Annotated in this window: 14 protein-coding genes; 8 read left to right on the top strand and 6 right to left on the bottom strand. The window is 61.9% G+C overall.

Annotated features, from left to right (window positions below; genetic code table 11):
- Positions 1–18: 18 nt before the first annotated feature.
- Positions 19–879: an oxidoreductase gene (locus tag G3N93_RS00670; RefSeq protein ID WP_206121475.1), complete on the bottom strand. Its 861-nt coding sequence runs from the start codon at positions 877–879 to the stop codon at positions 19–21.
- A 98-nt stretch (positions 880–977) separates the two neighbouring features.
- Here G3N93_RS00670 and G3N93_RS00665 point away from each other — a divergent pair, with 98 nt between their 5' ends.
- From G3N93_RS00665 to G3N93_RS00655, 3 genes are all read left to right on the top strand, one after another.
- Positions 978–2,060, top strand: a complete 1,083-nt coding sequence (locus tag G3N93_RS00665; protein ID WP_241011408.1) for an AraC family transcriptional regulator — start codon at positions 978–980, stop codon at positions 2,058–2,060.
- Between the two features lie 404 nt (positions 2,061–2,464).
- The gene (locus tag G3N93_RS00660) at positions 2,465–3,223 is read left to right on the top strand and encodes an SDR family NAD(P)-dependent oxidoreductase (protein WP_206132059.1); all 759 of its coding nucleotides are present in this window, start codon (positions 2,465–2,467) and stop codon (positions 3,221–3,223) included.
- Between the two features lie 359 nt (positions 3,224–3,582).
- Complete coding sequence (locus G3N93_RS00655; RefSeq protein ID WP_174937628.1) at positions 3,583–4,146, top strand: DUF2889 domain-containing protein; 564 nt, start codon at positions 3,583–3,585, stop codon at positions 4,144–4,146.
- 100 nt (positions 4,147–4,246) lie between these two features.
- Here G3N93_RS00655 and G3N93_RS42190 read toward each other — a convergent pair whose 3' ends face one another.
- Positions 4,247–5,254, bottom strand: coding sequence for a LuxR C-terminal-related transcriptional regulator (locus G3N93_RS42190; protein ID WP_206132058.1), 1,008 nt, complete (start codon positions 5,252–5,254; stop codon positions 4,247–4,249).
- Between the two features lie 157 nt (positions 5,255–5,411).
- On the opposite strand from G3N93_RS42190, the gene G3N93_RS00645 reads away from it, so the two are divergent.
- From G3N93_RS00645 to G3N93_RS00625, 5 genes are all read left to right on the top strand, one after another.
- The gene (locus G3N93_RS00645; protein ID WP_174951731.1) at positions 5,412–5,900 is read left to right on the top strand and encodes a cupin domain-containing protein; all 489 of its coding nucleotides are present in this window, start codon (positions 5,412–5,414) and stop codon (positions 5,898–5,900) included.
- Between the two features lie 22 nt (positions 5,901–5,922).
- Complete coding sequence (locus tag G3N93_RS00640) at positions 5,923–7,389, top strand: aldehyde dehydrogenase (RefSeq protein WP_206132057.1); 1,467 nt, start codon at positions 5,923–5,925, stop codon at positions 7,387–7,389.
- A gap of 47 nt (positions 7,390–7,436) precedes the next feature.
- Positions 7,437–9,071, top strand: a complete 1,635-nt coding sequence (locus G3N93_RS00635; protein ID WP_206132056.1) for a GMC family oxidoreductase — start codon at positions 7,437–7,439, stop codon at positions 9,069–9,071.
- A 77-nt stretch (positions 9,072–9,148) separates the two neighbouring features.
- The gene (locus G3N93_RS00630; RefSeq protein ID WP_206132055.1) at positions 9,149–10,519 is read left to right on the top strand and encodes an MmgE/PrpD family protein; all 1,371 of its coding nucleotides are present in this window, start codon (positions 9,149–9,151) and stop codon (positions 10,517–10,519) included.
- Positions 10,520–11,438: 919 nt separating this feature from the next.
- Positions 11,439–12,050, top strand: coding sequence for an ATP-dependent Clp protease proteolytic subunit (locus tag G3N93_RS00625; protein ID WP_011354772.1), 612 nt, complete (start codon positions 11,439–11,441; stop codon positions 12,048–12,050).
- Between the two features lie 126 nt (positions 12,051–12,176).
- Here the strand turns inward: G3N93_RS00625 and G3N93_RS00620 are convergent, their stop codons facing one another.
- The 4 genes from G3N93_RS00620 to G3N93_RS00605 all read right to left on the bottom strand — a co-directional run.
- Complete coding sequence (locus tag G3N93_RS00620; protein ID WP_206132054.1) at positions 12,177–13,475, bottom strand: MFS transporter; 1,299 nt, start codon at positions 13,473–13,475, stop codon at positions 12,177–12,179.
- The gene (locus tag G3N93_RS00615) at positions 13,475–14,251 is read right to left on the bottom strand and encodes an HEXXH motif-containing putative peptide modification protein (protein ID WP_206132053.1); all 777 of its coding nucleotides are present in this window, start codon (positions 14,249–14,251) and stop codon (positions 13,475–13,477) included. The genes G3N93_RS00620 and G3N93_RS00615 overlap by 1 nt, the downstream gene beginning before the upstream one ends.
- A 51-nt stretch (positions 14,252–14,302) precedes the next feature.
- Positions 14,303–15,397 carry a TrkA family potassium uptake protein gene (locus G3N93_RS00610; RefSeq protein WP_206132052.1) on the bottom strand — a complete coding sequence of 365 codons (1,095 nt, stop codon included), beginning with the start codon at positions 15,395–15,397 and terminating at the stop codon, positions 14,303–14,305.
- A gap of 82 nt (positions 15,398–15,479) precedes the next feature.
- Positions 15,480–16,199: FAD-binding oxidoreductase (locus tag G3N93_RS00605; protein WP_206132051.1), on the bottom strand; the 720-nt coding region annotated here is incomplete at its 5' end.

The raw sequence follows: 16,199 nt of genomic DNA, 5'->3' as shown, positions 1-16,199 counted from the left end.
GAATGGGGACGGTCGCGCTCAAGCGCCGCCGATCGGCGTCGGTTGCGCGTCGTCGTAGGCCGTCGCCTCGCCCTTCTCGCGCCAAGCGGAAATATCGGCATCGCGCGCGGCCGCCGTCTGTTCCCAGAGTTGATACGCATCGGCGCCGAGCATCAGTCTCAGCGGCGGCGTATCGCTGTTGACCGCTTCGATCATCAGGCGCGCAGCCTTGTCCGGGTCCCCCGGCTGCCGGCCGCTCTCGCTCTCGAGGAACTGCAGAATCGGCTCGACCGTCGGCCGGTAGGCGTCGATGGATCGATCGGGCCGCATGATCGCCGCGCCGTTGAATTCCGTCCGGAAACCACCCGGCTCGACAATCGTCACGCGGATGCCCAGCGGCCCGACCTCCTGATGCAGTGTCTCGCTCCATCCTTCGAGCGCGAACTTCGCCGCGCAATAGAGCGCGCAGGCCGGAATGGGCGCGAGACCCGCGATGCTGGTCAGGTTGAGGATGTGTCCGGCGCCCCGTGCGCGCATATGGGGCAACACTTCCCGCGTCAGCTCGACGGGAGCGATGAAGTTGAGCTCCAGTTGTTCGCGAAGCTGCTCGCCCGAAAATTCTTCCGCCGCCCCGCACGATCCCCGGCCCGCGATGTTCGCGAGCACGTCGACACGCCCGAAGCGCGTCAGCGCCGCACGAACGGCCCGCTGCCGCGCGTCGGCGTTCGTCACGTCCATCGATACCGCCAGCGCACGATCGCCATGCCGGCCGACGATCGCGTCGAGCGCATCGCCCCGGCGAGCCGCCAGCACGGCGCTGTCGCCGGCGGCCAGCACCGCTTCCGCCAGCGCCCGCCCGAATCCCGACGATGCGCCGGTAATGAACCACACCTTGCTCATGAACCTTCTCCTTGCCGTGTCCGCCCACCATCGGGCTGAAGGAGCGTGCAACGACTGCCGAATGCCAATCCGGGCCGCAAGCCCGGCGCTCCAGGGACATGAAGGAGATCGGCACGCCGCCTCCTTCGACGCCCTCAAGATTAGCGGTTGAACCCTGGACACTCCATACGATAAAGTCTGTCATTCTTTGTAGATCGTCCAGGACGCCCTCGATGGATCCCTTGTCAGACGTACTCACGCTCCTGAAGCCGCGCAGCCAGTTCTACGCATCGCTCGATGCGGCGGGAGACTGGTCCTTTTCGTTTCCGGCCAATCCGGGCATCAAGTTCACCGCCGTGGTCCGCGGCAGTTGCTGGGGCATCGTCGACGACCTTGCCGAACCCGTCCGGTTCAACCCGGGCGACTGCTTCCTGCTGAACAGCGGCCGACGGTTCGTGCTCGCGTCCGATCCCGCGTTGCCGCCCGCCGACTGCCAGCCGGTCATGGATGCCGCGGCCCGCGACGGCGTGGCGGTCTGGAACGGCGGCGGCGAGGTGCTGCTGATCAGCGGCCGCTTCGACGTTTCCGCAAGCCACGCCGCGCCGCTGTTCGACACGCTGCCGGCGATCGTCAATGTCCCGAGCGCAACGGGTCATGCGGAAGTGCTGCGCTGGTCGCTGGAGCAGCTTGCCGAGGAAGTCCGCCAGGAACGGCCGGGTTCCGCGCTGATGGCCACGCACCTCGTTCACTGCATGCTGGTGCAGGTACTGCGGCTCCACCTCGAAACCTCGACCAGCCTGTCTCCCGGCTGGTTCCTGGCGCTGTCCGACCGGCAGATCGGTGCGGCCATTCGCGCGATCCATGCCGATCCGGCCCATCCCTGGACGCTGGCGGAACTGGCGAAGATCGCCGGGATGTCGCGTTCGGGTTTCGCGCAACGGTTCAAGGAGCTCGAAGGCGGGACGGCCATCGGCTATGTCACGCGATGGCGCATGCTGACGGCCGCGAATCTCCTGCGCGACGGCGAGCAGAGCGTCTCGTCGATCGCCTTTTCGCTCGGCTACGAATCCGAAAGCGCGTTCAGCACCGCGTTCAAGCGGACGATGTCCTGTTCCCCGCTGCAATATCGGCGCCAGTCCACGCCATCCGAAGAACGTCGGGACGTGGCCGGCGCGCTGTCGGCCCAGTCGCACGACACGTAACGCGGTCGCGGTCCGCTTCTGCGCTGCGCGCCGACATCCACGCCCCCCATGGCGATCGCGATTCGGCAATCCGATTCCATCGCCCGGAACAAATCGACTGCGACATGCAGCGATTCGGGCTCGTCGAAGCGACAATTCTAAAAATGCGAATTTACGGGGCGACTCGATGCGGATACGCTGCACAAGCACTCGATTGCCCCGGACATGACGCGATGTCCGTGTTCGTACCCTGCGCTGCCACCGTCCAGTCCGCTGCACGACTGGCATTGCGCGGCTGAGCCACTCACCGGCTCACGACGCACACCGGACGTTACCTGCGGCAGTTTCCTCGAGTCGCCCAGCTTTCTCGATAAGTAGTCCTGCATTAAAAACAGAGTCAAGAACAACATTTCCAGGAGACTTGAATGAATCGAATGCTCGGAAAAACCGTGATCATCACCGGCGCTGCCAGCGGCATGGGCGCCGCCAGCGCGCGACGCCTCGCGCTGGAAGGTGCGAATGTCCTGGTCACGGATCTCCGCGAGGATGGAGCCGCGCAGGTTGCGGCGGAGATTCGGGAGCAAGGCCTGACCGCAGATCACGCCCGGCTGGACGTCACGCAGGAAGGCGACTGGCAGGCGGCCGTCGACAAGACGCTGACGCAATGGGGGCAAGTGAACGTCCTCGTGAACAACGCGGGATTGCCCGGGACCCCGGAGACCTGGGACCAGGCCACCCTCGACGGGCTAAGCCAGCTGATCGCGCTGAACCTCAATGGCCAGTTCCTGGGCATCAAGGCGGTGCTGCCCCAAATGAAGAAGGCCGGTGGTGGATCGATCGTGAACATGTCGTCGATCGCCGGGATGATCTGTTTCCCCAACCTGCATCCTGGCTACGGCGCATCGAAAGGGGCGAACCGCCTCCTGTCGAAAGGTGCCGCCGTCGATCTCGCGGCGTTCGGCATTCGCGTGAATTCCGTGCACCCGGGCCTGATCCATACCCCGCAGAGCGCGTATCTGTTCGAGGATCCCGAGATCGTCAAGGCCGTGCTGTCCAGGATTCCGCTGTCCCGCCCGGGCAAGCCCGAGGAAGTCGCGAACGTCGTGCTCTTCCTTGCAAGCGACGAGTCGTCCTACGTGACGGGTGCGGAACTGGTAGTCGACGGCGGCTATACGACGCTCTGACGTCGCAGGCGGCCGACCTCTGCCTGCAAGCATCCCGGCCGCTCTTTTCGATTTGATTTCCCGATCCCGCTGAAACGCCGGAGTCATGCGCACACGGAGGTTTCGATGAAAGCACAGCGGCCATAGCCGCTGGCCGGCGCATCCATTCCGCTCGATCTTCCTCGGCAATCCAGCCTAACGGAAGGTAGGTTAAAATCGCACCTGCGGCACGAAGCGCCGCACCGGTCGCGATGTCGATTCATCACCGCAGCTTCGCCCCCTGCCACGCCGCGGTCGCATGTGCACCGCGATCGCCGTTCCCCCAACCATCGATGCCGTTCAACGCAACGCCCCCGCCCCGCTCCGAAGGAAATGACGAAATGAAGCTGCCTCCTCCCCAACCACGACAGATGTTGCACGAGCGGCGCGTCATTACCCGAGGTTTTCTACGCGACGACGGCCTGTGGGACATCGAAGGAGAGATCGTCGACGAGAAGGGTTACGACAGTGTGGATCGCGAGCGCGGCACGCTGCCCGCCGGCACGCCGTATCACAACATGTGTGCAAGACTGACCGTCGACAACGACCTGAAGATTCACGAAGTGGCCACGTCGATGCCCGCGACGCCGTTCGCGTATTGCCCGGGCGCGAACGATCCCACGCAGGGCCTCGTCGGAAAATCGCTGACGCGCGGTTTCCGGCGTGCCGTTGACGACACCCTCGGCGGCGTGCGGAGTTGCACGCACCTGAGAGACCTGATCCTGTCGATGGCGACGACCGCCTACCAGACGATCTTCGCGTATCAGTTGCAGTTCGCGCCCGACCAGGTCGACACGACGTTCGGCAACGATGCACCGCCTTTTTTCATCAACCGTTGCCGGACGTGGGCGGAATCGACGCCGGTGGTCGCCCAGTACTATCCGAAGTACTACCGCAAGCCCTGACCGATACACGCTCAGTGGCGAATCCGTTCGGCGTTCCCGCGCCGATCGATTCGCCGTTCGGTGGTACGGGCCGATGGCCCGCCAGAACCGAACGGCATGCCTAGTTCGGTTCCAGGTAATGCCCCACCGCGCCATACAGGTCCATGTACCAGATGACCAGGTCGCGAAAACAGCCGATGCCGAAACGCTGATAGAAGCGACGCCGATAGCACACGACCGTATCGGCACTGATGCCCAGGTCCAGTGCGATGCCTTCCGTCGACAGGCCGTAGAGCATGCGCGCGGCCACCTGGCCTTCCCGCTTCGAAAAATTCTCGCGACACAACGACAGGCACCGTTCGATGATGGGCAGTGACGTCAGCGCCCTGGACATCGCCTGCTTCTCCCGTTGCAACGCGTAATGCCGCGCCACCATCGGAAAGGCCATCTCGCCGAGCAGGCGCAACCGGTGCTCCTCGTCCGCCGTGAAGCATCCGCGTGACCGTGACCGGATGCCAGCCAGATAGAGCCTCCCGGAAGGACTGTCGCCAATCACGACGACCCGCTCGCCCACGTCCACGAACTCGTAGAAATCCCGCATTTCCTGGCTCTTGGTGCGTACGGTATCGAAGCGAAAGACGGCCGGGCCGTGCTCGATGTCATGGTCGTAGCGGGAAAACTCGGAATCGAAGCGCCACACCTTCTGGTCGATATAGATTCCGCTCTGCTGCTCGGCCCGTCCGGTGCCGCTCGCGCAAATGGATGCAACGATCTGCGGTTCGTCGACCGTGCCGCGAAAGATATGTACCTGGTCGACACCCAGCGCCTCGACCAGCAGCCGCGTCACCTCGACTTCGAATGTCGGACGCCCGAACGAAGCCAGCAGGCTGTCCCACTGGAAGCCGCTGCTCCATCGCCAGTCCGTCGCCATCGATGAAGCAGGCGACCTTTCTACCTTGGTACGCACGTCTGTCTCCATGAATCGTTCGAATGCTGTCTTTGCGAAAAGAATAGCATTCCGGCGCGCCGGCCGAGGCGTCACGTCGCGCGCCGTTTCACGATAGCCGCGCGTTCGCCGGGACGTCAGGCAGGCAAATTGCGCCGCATCCGGCTCGACGAAACCGGTCACGCAGCAACGATACGAACGACGACCTAGGGTAAGTGCGCCCCCTCGGCAGGTAGCAGACATGCACGGCCCCGCCCGATAGCCTTCTCCTGTCCGTTCCGGATTCCCGAAACCGATCGATCGACGATCGGCAATCTTCGCTGCGCATCAGGAGAAAACAATGGCATTCACCCATCGCCGCATCGTCACGGGCCTCGACAACGAAGGCAAGTCCTGCGTGGTTTCCGACAAGACGCTGAACCAGATTCCCGAATGTCAGGGCGTTCCGGCCGTGATCTGGAAAACGGACGGCTATCCGGTCAGCAACGCCGGCAACGATGAGGCGGCGGCACCGTTCGGCACGGACACTTTTTCCAGCTCGACGTTCTTCCTGCTGTTTTCTCCGTCCTCGTCCGATGCGCCCTCCGCCTGGCATACGACCGACACGATCGATTATGTCGTTGTCCTGAGCGGCAAGGTTCTCCTCGAACTCGAAACGGGCAGCGTGGAGCTCAAGGCGGGCGACCTGATCGTCGATCGCGGAGTCAAGCACAGCTGGCGCGAAACCGGCGGCCAGCCGGCCACGCTGCTGGCCGCCGTCGTTCGCGCCGAACCGCTCGGCGCGGGTGCAAGCTTCGGCGACAACTTCGACCAGTACATCAAGGGCTGAGCGCGACGGGCGGAGAACAATCATGATCTGGGAAGGCCGAAACGACCGGCTGTACATCGGTGGAGAATGGGTCAAACCCGACTCCACGCACTTCGTCGATCTCGTGTCCCCGTTGACCGAAGAGAAGATGGCCAGCGTCATCTCCGCGTCGAAAGTGGACGCGGATGCCGCCGTGGCCGCTGCCCGCCATGCATTCGACCATGGCCCGTGGCCGCGCCTGTCGCTGCACCAGCGCATGGACGTGATGGCCCGGTTGCGCGAGTTGCTGATCGAGCACGAAAGCCTGATCGCGCACCTCGTCACCGAGGAGATGGGTTGCCCGATCTCGATCTCGCGATGGATGCAGGCAGGCGGGCCCGTCAGCATGCTGGGCATGTTCCTGGAGGTGGCGCCGCACTATCCGTTTTCGCAGGTCCGCCTCACCGCGACCGGCAACGGCCTCGTGTTACGCGAACCCCTCGGCGTCGTTGCCGCTGTCGTGCCATGGAACGCGCCGCTGCAGATAGCGGTCCTGAAACTCGCCCCTGCGCTGCTGGCCGGGAACACGGTCATCCTCAAGCCCGCGCCCGAAACGCCGCTCGACGCCTATCTGCTGGCCGAACTCGCGGAGAAGGCCGGCTTGCCGAAGGGCGTACTGAACGTTCTCCCTGCCGACCGCGAGGTCAGCGAGTACCTCTGCATGCATCCGGAGGTCGACAAGGTTTCGTTCACGGGTTCCAGCGCCGCCGGCCAGCGCCTCGGCGCATTGTGCGGAAACGAGATCAAGCGCATCACGCTCGAATTGGGCGGCAAATCGCCCGCCATCGTGCTCGACGATGCCGATATCGGCAAGGCGGTGGAGTCGCTGCGGATGGGCTCGCTGCGCAACTCGGGCCAGGTGTGCAGCAACAAGACGCGCCTGCTCGTCTCGAAACACCGCAAGGACGAACTGATCGACGCGTTCGTCGAGATGGTTCGCTCGATGCCGGTCGGCGATCCGTTCGACCCGCTGACCCAGATCGGGCCGCTCGTCAGTGCCCGCCAACGCGATCGGGTTGAAGGCTATATCGCGAAAGGCAAACAGGAAGCCCGGCTCGTGCTCGGCGGTGGCCGGCCGAAGGGGCTCACGCGCGGCTGGTTCATGGAGCCCACGATCTTCGCCGACGTCGACCAGGATGCGGTGATCGCGCAGGAAGAAATCTTCGGCCCGGTGATCTCGATCCTGTCCTTCGACACCGACGACGAAGCCGTGGCGATCGCCAACCACTCGGCGTACGGGCTGCACGGCGCCGTGTTCTCCGCCGACACCGAACGGGCCGTGAACGTCGCGAGACGCATCAGGACCGGTGCAATCGACATCAACGGCGCCAGCGCGGGCTATCACTCGCCGCTCGGCGGAAGGAAGAAGTCCGGGATCGGCCGCGAGGCCGGCATCGAAGGTTTCGATGGTTATGTCGAAATCAAGTCGATCGGCGTACCGGTCAGTTATGCAGAACAACTGTCGAGCTGAAGCCGCCGCGGGAGATGACGCCCTTCCCGGGCACAAGGAAAACGCGCATGGAAATGTATGACTACATCGTCGTGGGTGCCGGTTCGGCGGGCTGCCCGGTTGCCAGCCGGCTGTCGGAGGATCCGCAGAACCGGGTGCTGCTGATCGAGGCCGGCGGGCCGGCCGACAATTTCTGGATTCGCTCGCCGGCGGGCATGGGGCGGCTGTTTCTGGAAAAGCGCTACAACTGGTCGTATTTCACCGAAGCCGGCCCGCAGATTCACGACCGCAAGATCTACTGGCCGCGCGGGCGCACGATGGGCGGCACCAGCGCCGTCAACGGCATGGTCTATATCCGCGGCAATCCGCTGGATTACGAACGCTGGAAAAGCCTCGGCAACGACGGCTGGGGATGGGAAGACGTCCTGCCCTACTTCAAGCGTTCCGAGTCCAATGCGCGGGGCGCCAGCGAGCATCACGGCGCGGACGGTCCGCTGCGGGTGTCCGATCCCGTCACCCGCAGCCCCGCGATCGAGGATTTCATCCGCGCCGCCGACAGTATCGGCATTCCCCATATCAAGGACCTCAATGCGCCGCCTTACGAGGGCGTCGACTTTCAGCAGCACACGATTCGCGACGGACGCCGCGAGACGTCCTTCAACGCCTTCATCGAGCCTCACCTGCAGCGCCGGAACCTGACGGTCCTCGGCAATGCGCGCGTCCTGCGCGTGGTGATACAAGGCAATGTGGCGACCGGCATCGAGATCCTGCAGAACGGCGAGCGGCGAATCATCGAGGCGGCGCGGGAAATCGTGATCTCGGCAGGCTCGCTCAATTCGCCTCACCTGCTGATGCTGTCAGGCATCGGCGACGGCGCGAAACTGCAGGCCAAGGGCATCGACACGCGCGTGGACCTGCCGGGCGTGGGACAAAACCTCCAGGACCACTGGTTTGCGCCAATGATCTGGAAAGTCACGCCGGGAAGCTCGTATAACCAGCGCCTTTCCGGGCTGCGCAAATATGTCGAAGGCGCGCGCTATCTGCTGACGCGCACCGGCGTCCTGGCGATCTCCGCATCGCAGGGCGCGGCCTTCGTGCGCAGCTCCGCGGATCTCGGGCAACCTGATCTGCAATTGGTGCTGCGGCCCCTGTCCTACACGTTCCATCCGAAGGGCGCGGTCATCGTCGACCGCTTCCCGGGCCTCAGTGCCGGCGTGGTGCTGCTCAATCCGGCGTCGCGCGGCTGGGTCGACCTCGCCTCGCCCGATCCGCTGGAAGCGCCCGTGTTCCAGCCCAACTACCTGGCGGCACCGGACGACGCGATCCGCACGCTGCGCGGCGTGCGCCGGATGCGCGAAATCATGGCGGCCCGACCGATGGCCGAGCGCGTCGTCGAAGAAATTTCGCCGGGCCCCGGCGCCACCACCGATGAACGCCTGCTCGAGCATCTCAAGACCATCGGCAACTGCGGCTGGCATCAGGTCGGAACCTGCAAGATGGGCGTGGATGCGATGGCGGTCGTCGACCCGCGGCTACGGGTTCACGGCGTGCAGCGCCTGCGCGTCGCCGACGGCGCAATCATGCCGACGATCAACGCCGGCAACACCAACGCGCCCTGCATCATGATCGGCGAGAAAGCGGCCGCCATGATCCGCGAAGACGCGTTGCCGCGCCGCGAAACGAGCGGGACGCACACGCGTTGACCCGTTCGACGCATCGACCCGCGAACCCCGACATTCAGACAATCGCGTAATGCGAGCGACACTGCGAAATACCTGACATGACCCTCTCCGAACAACTCATCCAGTTCTCCCGGAACCTCGACTTCGCCGACATCCCCGCCGACGCACTGGCCAACGCCAGGCTGCACGTGCTCGACACGATCGGCATCTGCCTCGCCGCATCGCAAGACGACACCGCGCAGGCGGTCAAACGAGCCATGGCGCGAATCGGCACGCACCCCGAATCGTCGATCATTGGCGGCACGGGCAAGTTCTCCGCGGCCGCCGCCGCGCTGATCAATTCGAGCGCAGCCCACGGCCCCGACTTCGACGACACGCATCAAGGTTCGGTGATCCATATCAGTTCGGTGGTCGTGCCCGCGAGCCTCGCCGTCGCGGAATCGGTCGGGGCCAGCGGAAGGGATTTCCTCACTGCCGTCGTCGCCGGCTACGAAACGACGACGCGGCTCGGCATGGCCGCGCCCGGCGTCTTCCACATGAGGGGCTACCATGCGACGTCGCTGGTCGGGATCTTCGGCGCGGTGCTGATCGCCGGCAAGCTGAACGGCCTGGACGCCGGCGTGCAATGCAATGCGCTGGGCATCGCGGGCAGCCAGGCGTCGGGCATTCTCGAGTGCCTGAACGCGAAGTCCTCGCTCAAGCAGATTCAGCCCGGGTGGGCGGCGTACAGCGGGATCATCGCAAGCCTCCTTGCCGAGGAAGGCGTCACCGGCCCGAACACGGTGTTCGAGGGGCGATACGGCTTCTTCAATTCCTTTCTGCCGGAAGGCAACTACGACCTGAATAAAGCCGTGGCCAATCTCGGGACCACGTGGGAAGTGAATGACATCGCGTACAAGCTGTACCCCTGCTGCCATCACACGCAGGCGTTTCTCGATTGCGTGAAGGAGATCCGCCAGGCGCATCCGTTCGCGCTGGATGACATCGAGGAAATCGAATGCATCATTTCACCGATGCAGGCCGAGCTGCTTTGCCACCCGCGGGAAGATCGCTACGTGCCGAAAACGGCGTACACGGCCAAGTTCAGCCTGCCTTACGTCGTGTCGGTGATGCTGCACCGGGGCAAGGTCGGGCTCAGGGAGTTCAGCGACGAAACCATCAAGGACGACAGCATCCTGAAGCTGGCCCAAAGGCTGAAATTCACGGAATCCGACGATACCGGCTATCCCGGTTCATTCCCCGGGTGGGTCAGGATCAAGCTGAAGGACGCCCGTATCTTCGAGCACCGGATGGCGGCCAATCGCGGCGCGCAGGCCAATCCGGCGAGCGAGGCGGAAATCATCGGCAAGTTCGAAGACAACGCGTCGATCGTGTTGCCTCGCGAGAAGGTTCATCAGCTCAAGGCGCTGGTGATGGATATCGAGCACGTTGCGGACGTGCGCGCACTCGCCGCGTGCACGTCGATCTGAGCATGCTCAGATATCCGGATCGGGAATCCGAGTGTTTCGACATTCCCTGGTATGAATCGACATTCATGTGATCACCCGAAGCCACTACCCACAAAGGCTTCGTGCAAAATCATCGGAATTCTAGATTGACTGACGTAGATCGATTTTCGTAGCTCTTTCCTGCACGGCATCTGGAATTCGGGCACGCGAGTCCCTACTCCCGAAGAAGCTCAAGCCACGGCACAAACACCGGCAACAATCGAACGCGGCAAACATTTCGGCTCGGAACGGCTAACGAACACCACCAACAGCACTCCTGCCCCTTCGGCACCAATCGTCGCGATACGTGTACTCTACAGACGCCCGATTCAGACGAGATTGGTAACTATGTCAAATAAGCAATCCCGCCATTCTCAACCCCAATACGCCACGACACGCTGCGGTAGCTGCTCGGCCTGATATCAAATCTTCGGAATTCGAGCCAATCCTTTTCGGGGCGCTAAAGTAACGACTATTGAGAATACTCGGGTTTATGACTGCTGGACTCGTCAGTGTGCTCGCACGGCCCGCGGTTGATGCTCGTCCGCGCACTGCGATCGGGCACTGGTGTACACCACCGGCCGCGACACGCGGTGGCGTCGATGCATGCGCTGGAGCGACAGGTGCAACGATTGAATTGGTTGTCTATCTTTTTGAACCACTGATCTTATCGGCCGCGCGTGGCCTCTATCCATTTCCACGTCGCCGCCGATTGCATACCGTAAGTCGTACTGGCCAGGCGTAATTCAACCTGAATTCCGCCTGGCCGCGCCCCCCCCGGGGCGAAAGTCAGGTGGTATAGTCTGATGAATGTCAGCCAGTGTGGCAGTTCGTCGACATTCACCGACTTCGCCAGTGATTAGCGGTTAAGTATGGAGCCTATTTTTTTTAGGAGAATCAAGTGAACAACCTGGATCGAGAAGAAGATTCCAAAGACCCGTCGTCAGAAGGTAATGCCAAGCTGTTCGATATCCTCACACGTGCGCGCAAGGTGTTCATCACCGGCACAATTGAACAGAGAATGGCCCGTGACGTGGTTCAGCATCTGCATGCGCTCGCCCACATAAGCGACGATCCCATTCAGGTATTCATCAGCTCTCCGGGTGGCCACGTTGAATCAGGCGATCTGATTTTCGACACGCTCCGTTTCATCAAGCCCAGAGTCATCACCATTGGATCAGGCTGGGTAGCCAGCGCTGGTGCGTTGATTTACCTGGCGGCCAACAAGGAGGATCGCTATACGCTCCCCAACACGCGCTTCCTGTTGCATCAACCGTCAGGCGAGTCACGCGGCCCGGCCAGCGATCTGAACATTTACCTGGATGAAATCGTGAAAATGCGCGACCGACTGAATCGCATCTTTGCCGATGCCACGGGCCAGGCCGTCGAAAAGATTGCGTCGGATACCGCACGGGATTTCTGGTTGAGCGCGGAAGAGGCAGTGCAGTACGGATTAGCCTACAAGATTATTTCGTCGGAATCCGAAATCGATAACCGCACCAACAATCGCTAACAATCGTCGCACAAGCTACGGGGAGAGTATGTGGTACAACATACCCCCTGTAAAACTGATCATGCGCTGGCGCGTGCCCCCCCGGATGGCTGCTCGCATCGCCTCCCAAGGGAAAAAGTACAAAAATCACCCCTTGAATGCGCCCGGATACATCCTGCTGTACAAGCCACTCAGTTCTTTTTCAGGTGACGTTAATACAATGACCGTATTCTTTGATATTAAAAGACCCGCCTGGGCCAATATGATCGCAATGCCTGCCATTGTCATCGCGTAGCCAAGGTAAACGATCGAACCAGACGAAACGAAATACCCAAACACCCAGCTTCCAAGCGGAATCGACGCAACACAGCAGGTAAAAACCGCAGCTTCCAATCGTCCTCGTATATCATTTGGAGCGGCGTAGCCCCTGAGCGAGCCACATGTTACATTGCCCAGGCTCAGAGCAAATCCGATTGTCGCCACAATGAGACCTCGCAGCACATCAAAATTTACGAAAATGACGGCTACTATCCCGGCGCCTACCATCAAATTTCCCAACAGGATGATTCTCAGCCGTGACACTCCGGCCTCAATCAGTCTGGGCGCAATAAAAGCACCAATCAGCATCCCTATGCCAAACAAAATTTCGGATGCAGCCAGGTAACTCACCGGCGCGTGGAGCATGGATTTTATAAATGCTGGAATCACGATCGACAAAAATGGCGTCAGCACGAAATTGATGACAACCGACGAAACGCACAGCCATTTTTCGGGGTCGATTTTAAAAAGTGCGTGAAACCCGAGAAAAGTTTCCTTGAATACTCCTCGAGCAGACGCTTTCTGATCCCGAATACGATTCCTTGAGGAAAGAGACCATACGGCACACACGGAGGCCGCAAACAGGATGGCAATCGTGAGAATGGCGCCTTTCACACCTATCACCGCCATCGAAGCGCCGCCGATGATCGCCCCGACGATGACTTGCATGGAATTGACACTGGCGGCATACCCGAGATATCGATTCAGATCCCTTCCCTGAACGAACGTCGGAATAATTGAATTGGGAGCAATCGACATCACGCCGTCGAGCGCCGACATCAGTATCAATACCGCCGCCGCAACAACAGGATTGAACTCTCCCGACACCTCACCCAACAAAAAGAATAGCAGCGCCGCAAAGGAGGTCGTAACCGAGAATCTGATGCCCCTCACCCCGCCATACCGATCGATCAACACTCCACCCAACGGAAAGGCAACCAAGTTGACAATCCACGATACGGCAATCACGCTCGCGAGATATGTTGCCGATCCAGCATCACGAAGCACGAGCCATGCAAATAACAACTGAAATGCGCGAAAAGAAAACACCGCTGCCCCTTGCGCAAACAGCAGCTTTGCAACCTCGATTCTTTCTTGCCTCTGAGTTAACAAGCGATTCTGTGGCATCATACGTTCCTGCTATACTCAACAAGTGACACACAATCCCCTAGAATTTTCTTGCCGAAGGCAGTAGCTTTGTTCGATTGCTCTATCACCTTCACTGTTTGGAAAAATTTTTCCTTGAATGGGATGGCATTATTTGCCTCGTTGTAGTTGCTCTTGATATCCCGTGGCGACAACCCGGACGCCGCGTTGGCCAACAATCTATCGAAGGAAAAAATAGTGCGCGACAGTACAAACATCGCGTGAAAAATCGCACTCATCGGGCGACGATCCTGACGGAATGGCGTATAAAGCAATCCATCGTCGTCGTCAATTATTGGCTCCCTCAGCCAGACTTGATAAAGCAAATTATGGGCTGCCTCATGCACGATATGCTCGGCGATTCTCGACCAATGCTCACTTTCCGGCATGAACGATCGAATGTAGATAGCGCCAAGCGTATTGAATTCGGTTGCGGCATTGATACCGTTTGAGTCGAATACAATAATATCCTTGACCAGCACCTGAATCTCATCGAACAGGATCTCGTCAGTTTTTTTGATTTCATCCAGCACAAGCGAGATCGCGTCGTCCGTCAAATGCTTATGGCGCACTGCCGGCGTAGTCATCACCACCTCGCGGCCGGCGTACTTGCTTTCGTATGTTTCGGCAAAGGACTTGGCGAACACCTCCCTCATCCCATCGCCAATTACCGACTCGTAGCCTGTTCCATAGCGTAACAGCCTGCTCGACGAAGTACGGTCCTGGCGTGCGCTTACCTCATCTATCAACGCCGTCACGGTGGCTTCGGCGCGCGCACGATTCCCGGCCCCGGCGCAGATCTAATCGCCTCAAATATCCGGATCGGGAATCCGCGCCGACTGGATCACGACCAGCGTGTCCCCCGCCTCGATCCGGCACGGCGGATCCTCGTAGAACGAAAAGATCTTCCCGCATCGATCGAGCCCGACGACGATCGCGCCCGGCACGACGTTCGTCATGCAGCCGACCTCTTGCGGCATCGCCTCGCGCTCCAGCAGCGTCGCGCGGCCGCGCGTCGACAGCATGTCGTTCACGAACGGCACGATGTAGCGGCTATGCACGGCATCCGCGAGCAGCAGCGCGCCGATCTTCGTCGACGACACGATCACGTCGGCGCCCGCCTGCCGCAGTTGCCGCTGGTACAGGTTCTCCTGGATCCGCACGACGATCTTCGTATCGGGCGCGATGCTGCGCACCGACAACGTGAGCAGGATCGCGGTCGGATCGTCGGTCACCGAAATGATCACGGCCTTCGCTTCACGCACCTGCGCCTGCTGCAGCAGATCCTCGTGCGCGGGATCGCCGAGCAATCCCGCCACGCCGAGCGACGTCGCGGCCTCGATCGCCTGCTGCTGCGAATCGATCACGATGAGCGTCGCCGGATCGACGCCGCTCTCGAGCAGCTCGCGCACCGCGATCGAGCCGGACAGGCCATAACCGCATACGACGATGTGATCGGACAATTGCTTTTGCAGGCGTTTCATGCGGAATTCCTCGACGACGCGCTGGATCACGAACTGATAAGCCGTGCCCAGGAAAATGAACCAGATGACGATGCGGATCGGCACGATGAAGAACGCGTCGATGAGACGCGCCCGTGCGGTGACGGGCACGATGTCGCCGTAGCCGACCGTCGCGACCGTGACCATCGTGAAGTACACGAGATCGGCGACGGTCATCGGCGTGCTCTTGGTCGAATCGCGCAACCCGTCGCGATCGAGATACAGCACGAGGAACGCGAGCGTGCACAGCAGCACGACCACGCCGATACGGAACATCAGCGTGCGCCGCGGCGACGTCGCGGGACGCGTGAACAGCGTGCGCGCACGCGGCGCCTGCCACGGATTGCGGGCGCGACGCAGGCGTGAGCGCAACGAGCGGCGCTGGGCGGAGGGCGAAGCCAACGGGGAATCTCCTGAAGGATGCGGGCTCGATTCTACGATGGGTCGGCCGCGACCGGCCGACGTCATCGCGTCGATTCGTCCGTTACAGCATGCTGCGCGGCCGCACCATCGTGCCGTCGACGAAGCGCTGCGCGCGAAACGCCGACAGGTCGAGCGACGGCGCACCGGTGTCGACCCATTCGGCAAGCAGCCGCCCGACGATCGGCCCCATCGCGAAACCGTGGCCGCAGAACCCAGTCGCAATCGCGAGCCCGGACGGCGTGCCCGGCGCATCGATCACCGGAATGCCGTCGGGCAGCACGTCGATCAGGCCGGCCCAGGCCTCGACGATCTGCGCGTCCTTCAGCGCGGGGAAGATCGCCTTGAGCTTCGCGAGCGCGCGCGGCGCATGCGCGCGATTCGGCTGCGGCTGCGGATCGCGCGGCTCGATCGGCCCGGTCGCACCATTGATGCGGGCCAGCGCGTCGCGCCACGCGGACCCGTTCACGTGCAGCCGGAATTTGTCGCGCTGCGACCAGAACTCCGGCCAGAACAGGCTCAACCCGCGCAGGTGGCCGAGCGTCAGGTCGACGTCGACCTGCATGTCGTCGGCGAGATTGATCGCACCGTTCTTGCGCTGCCGGATGCCGAGGCCATGGCCCCACACCGTCGACGCCGACACCGGCGGCACCACATTGGTGCGCATGCAGGTGCCGCGCACGGCCTGCTGCGGCAGCCGGATGCCGACGCCGTCGAGCAGCCGGAAGCTGGTTGCACCGGCCGCGCAGATCACGCGCCGCGTGCGGATCGTGCCGCGCTCGGA

It is taken from the genome of Burkholderia sp. Se-20378 (assembly GCF_017104665.1).
Lineage (GTDB): Bacteria > Pseudomonadota > Gammaproteobacteria > Burkholderiales > Burkholderiaceae > Burkholderia > Burkholderia lata.
The sequence above is the reverse complement of the archived record's forward strand: the minus strand, read 5'-3'. Positions and strand labels throughout refer to the sequence as shown.

What these genes read in the sequence shown, in the direction of transcription:
- G3N93_RS00670 (WP_206121475.1), bottom strand. Translation starts at nt 879, where the DNA reads ATGAGCAAGGTGTGGTTCATTACCGGCGCATCGTCGGGATTCGGGCGG.
- G3N93_RS00665 (WP_241011408.1), top strand. Translation starts at nt 978, where the DNA reads ATGAAGGAGATCGGCACGCCGCCTCCTTCGACGCCCTCAAGATTAGCG.
- G3N93_RS00660 (WP_206132059.1), top strand. Translation starts at nt 2,465, where the DNA reads ATGAATCGAATGCTCGGAAAAACCGTGATCATCACCGGCGCTGCCAGC.
- G3N93_RS00655 (WP_174937628.1), top strand. Translation starts at nt 3,583, where the DNA reads ATGAAGCTGCCTCCTCCCCAACCACGACAGATGTTGCACGAGCGGCGC.
- G3N93_RS00645 (WP_174951731.1), top strand. Translation starts at nt 5,412, where the DNA reads ATGGCATTCACCCATCGCCGCATCGTCACGGGCCTCGACAACGAAGGC.
- G3N93_RS00640 (WP_206132057.1), top strand. Translation starts at nt 5,923, where the DNA reads ATGATCTGGGAAGGCCGAAACGACCGGCTGTACATCGGTGGAGAATGG.
- G3N93_RS00635 (WP_206132056.1), top strand. Translation starts at nt 7,437, where the DNA reads ATGGAAATGTATGACTACATCGTCGTGGGTGCCGGTTCGGCGGGCTGC.
- G3N93_RS00630 (WP_206132055.1), top strand. Translation starts at nt 9,149, where the DNA reads ATGACCCTCTCCGAACAACTCATCCAGTTCTCCCGGAACCTCGACTTC.
- G3N93_RS00620 (WP_206132054.1), bottom strand. Translation starts at nt 13,475, where the DNA reads ATGCCACAGAATCGCTTGTTAACTCAGAGGCAAGAAAGAATCGAGGTT.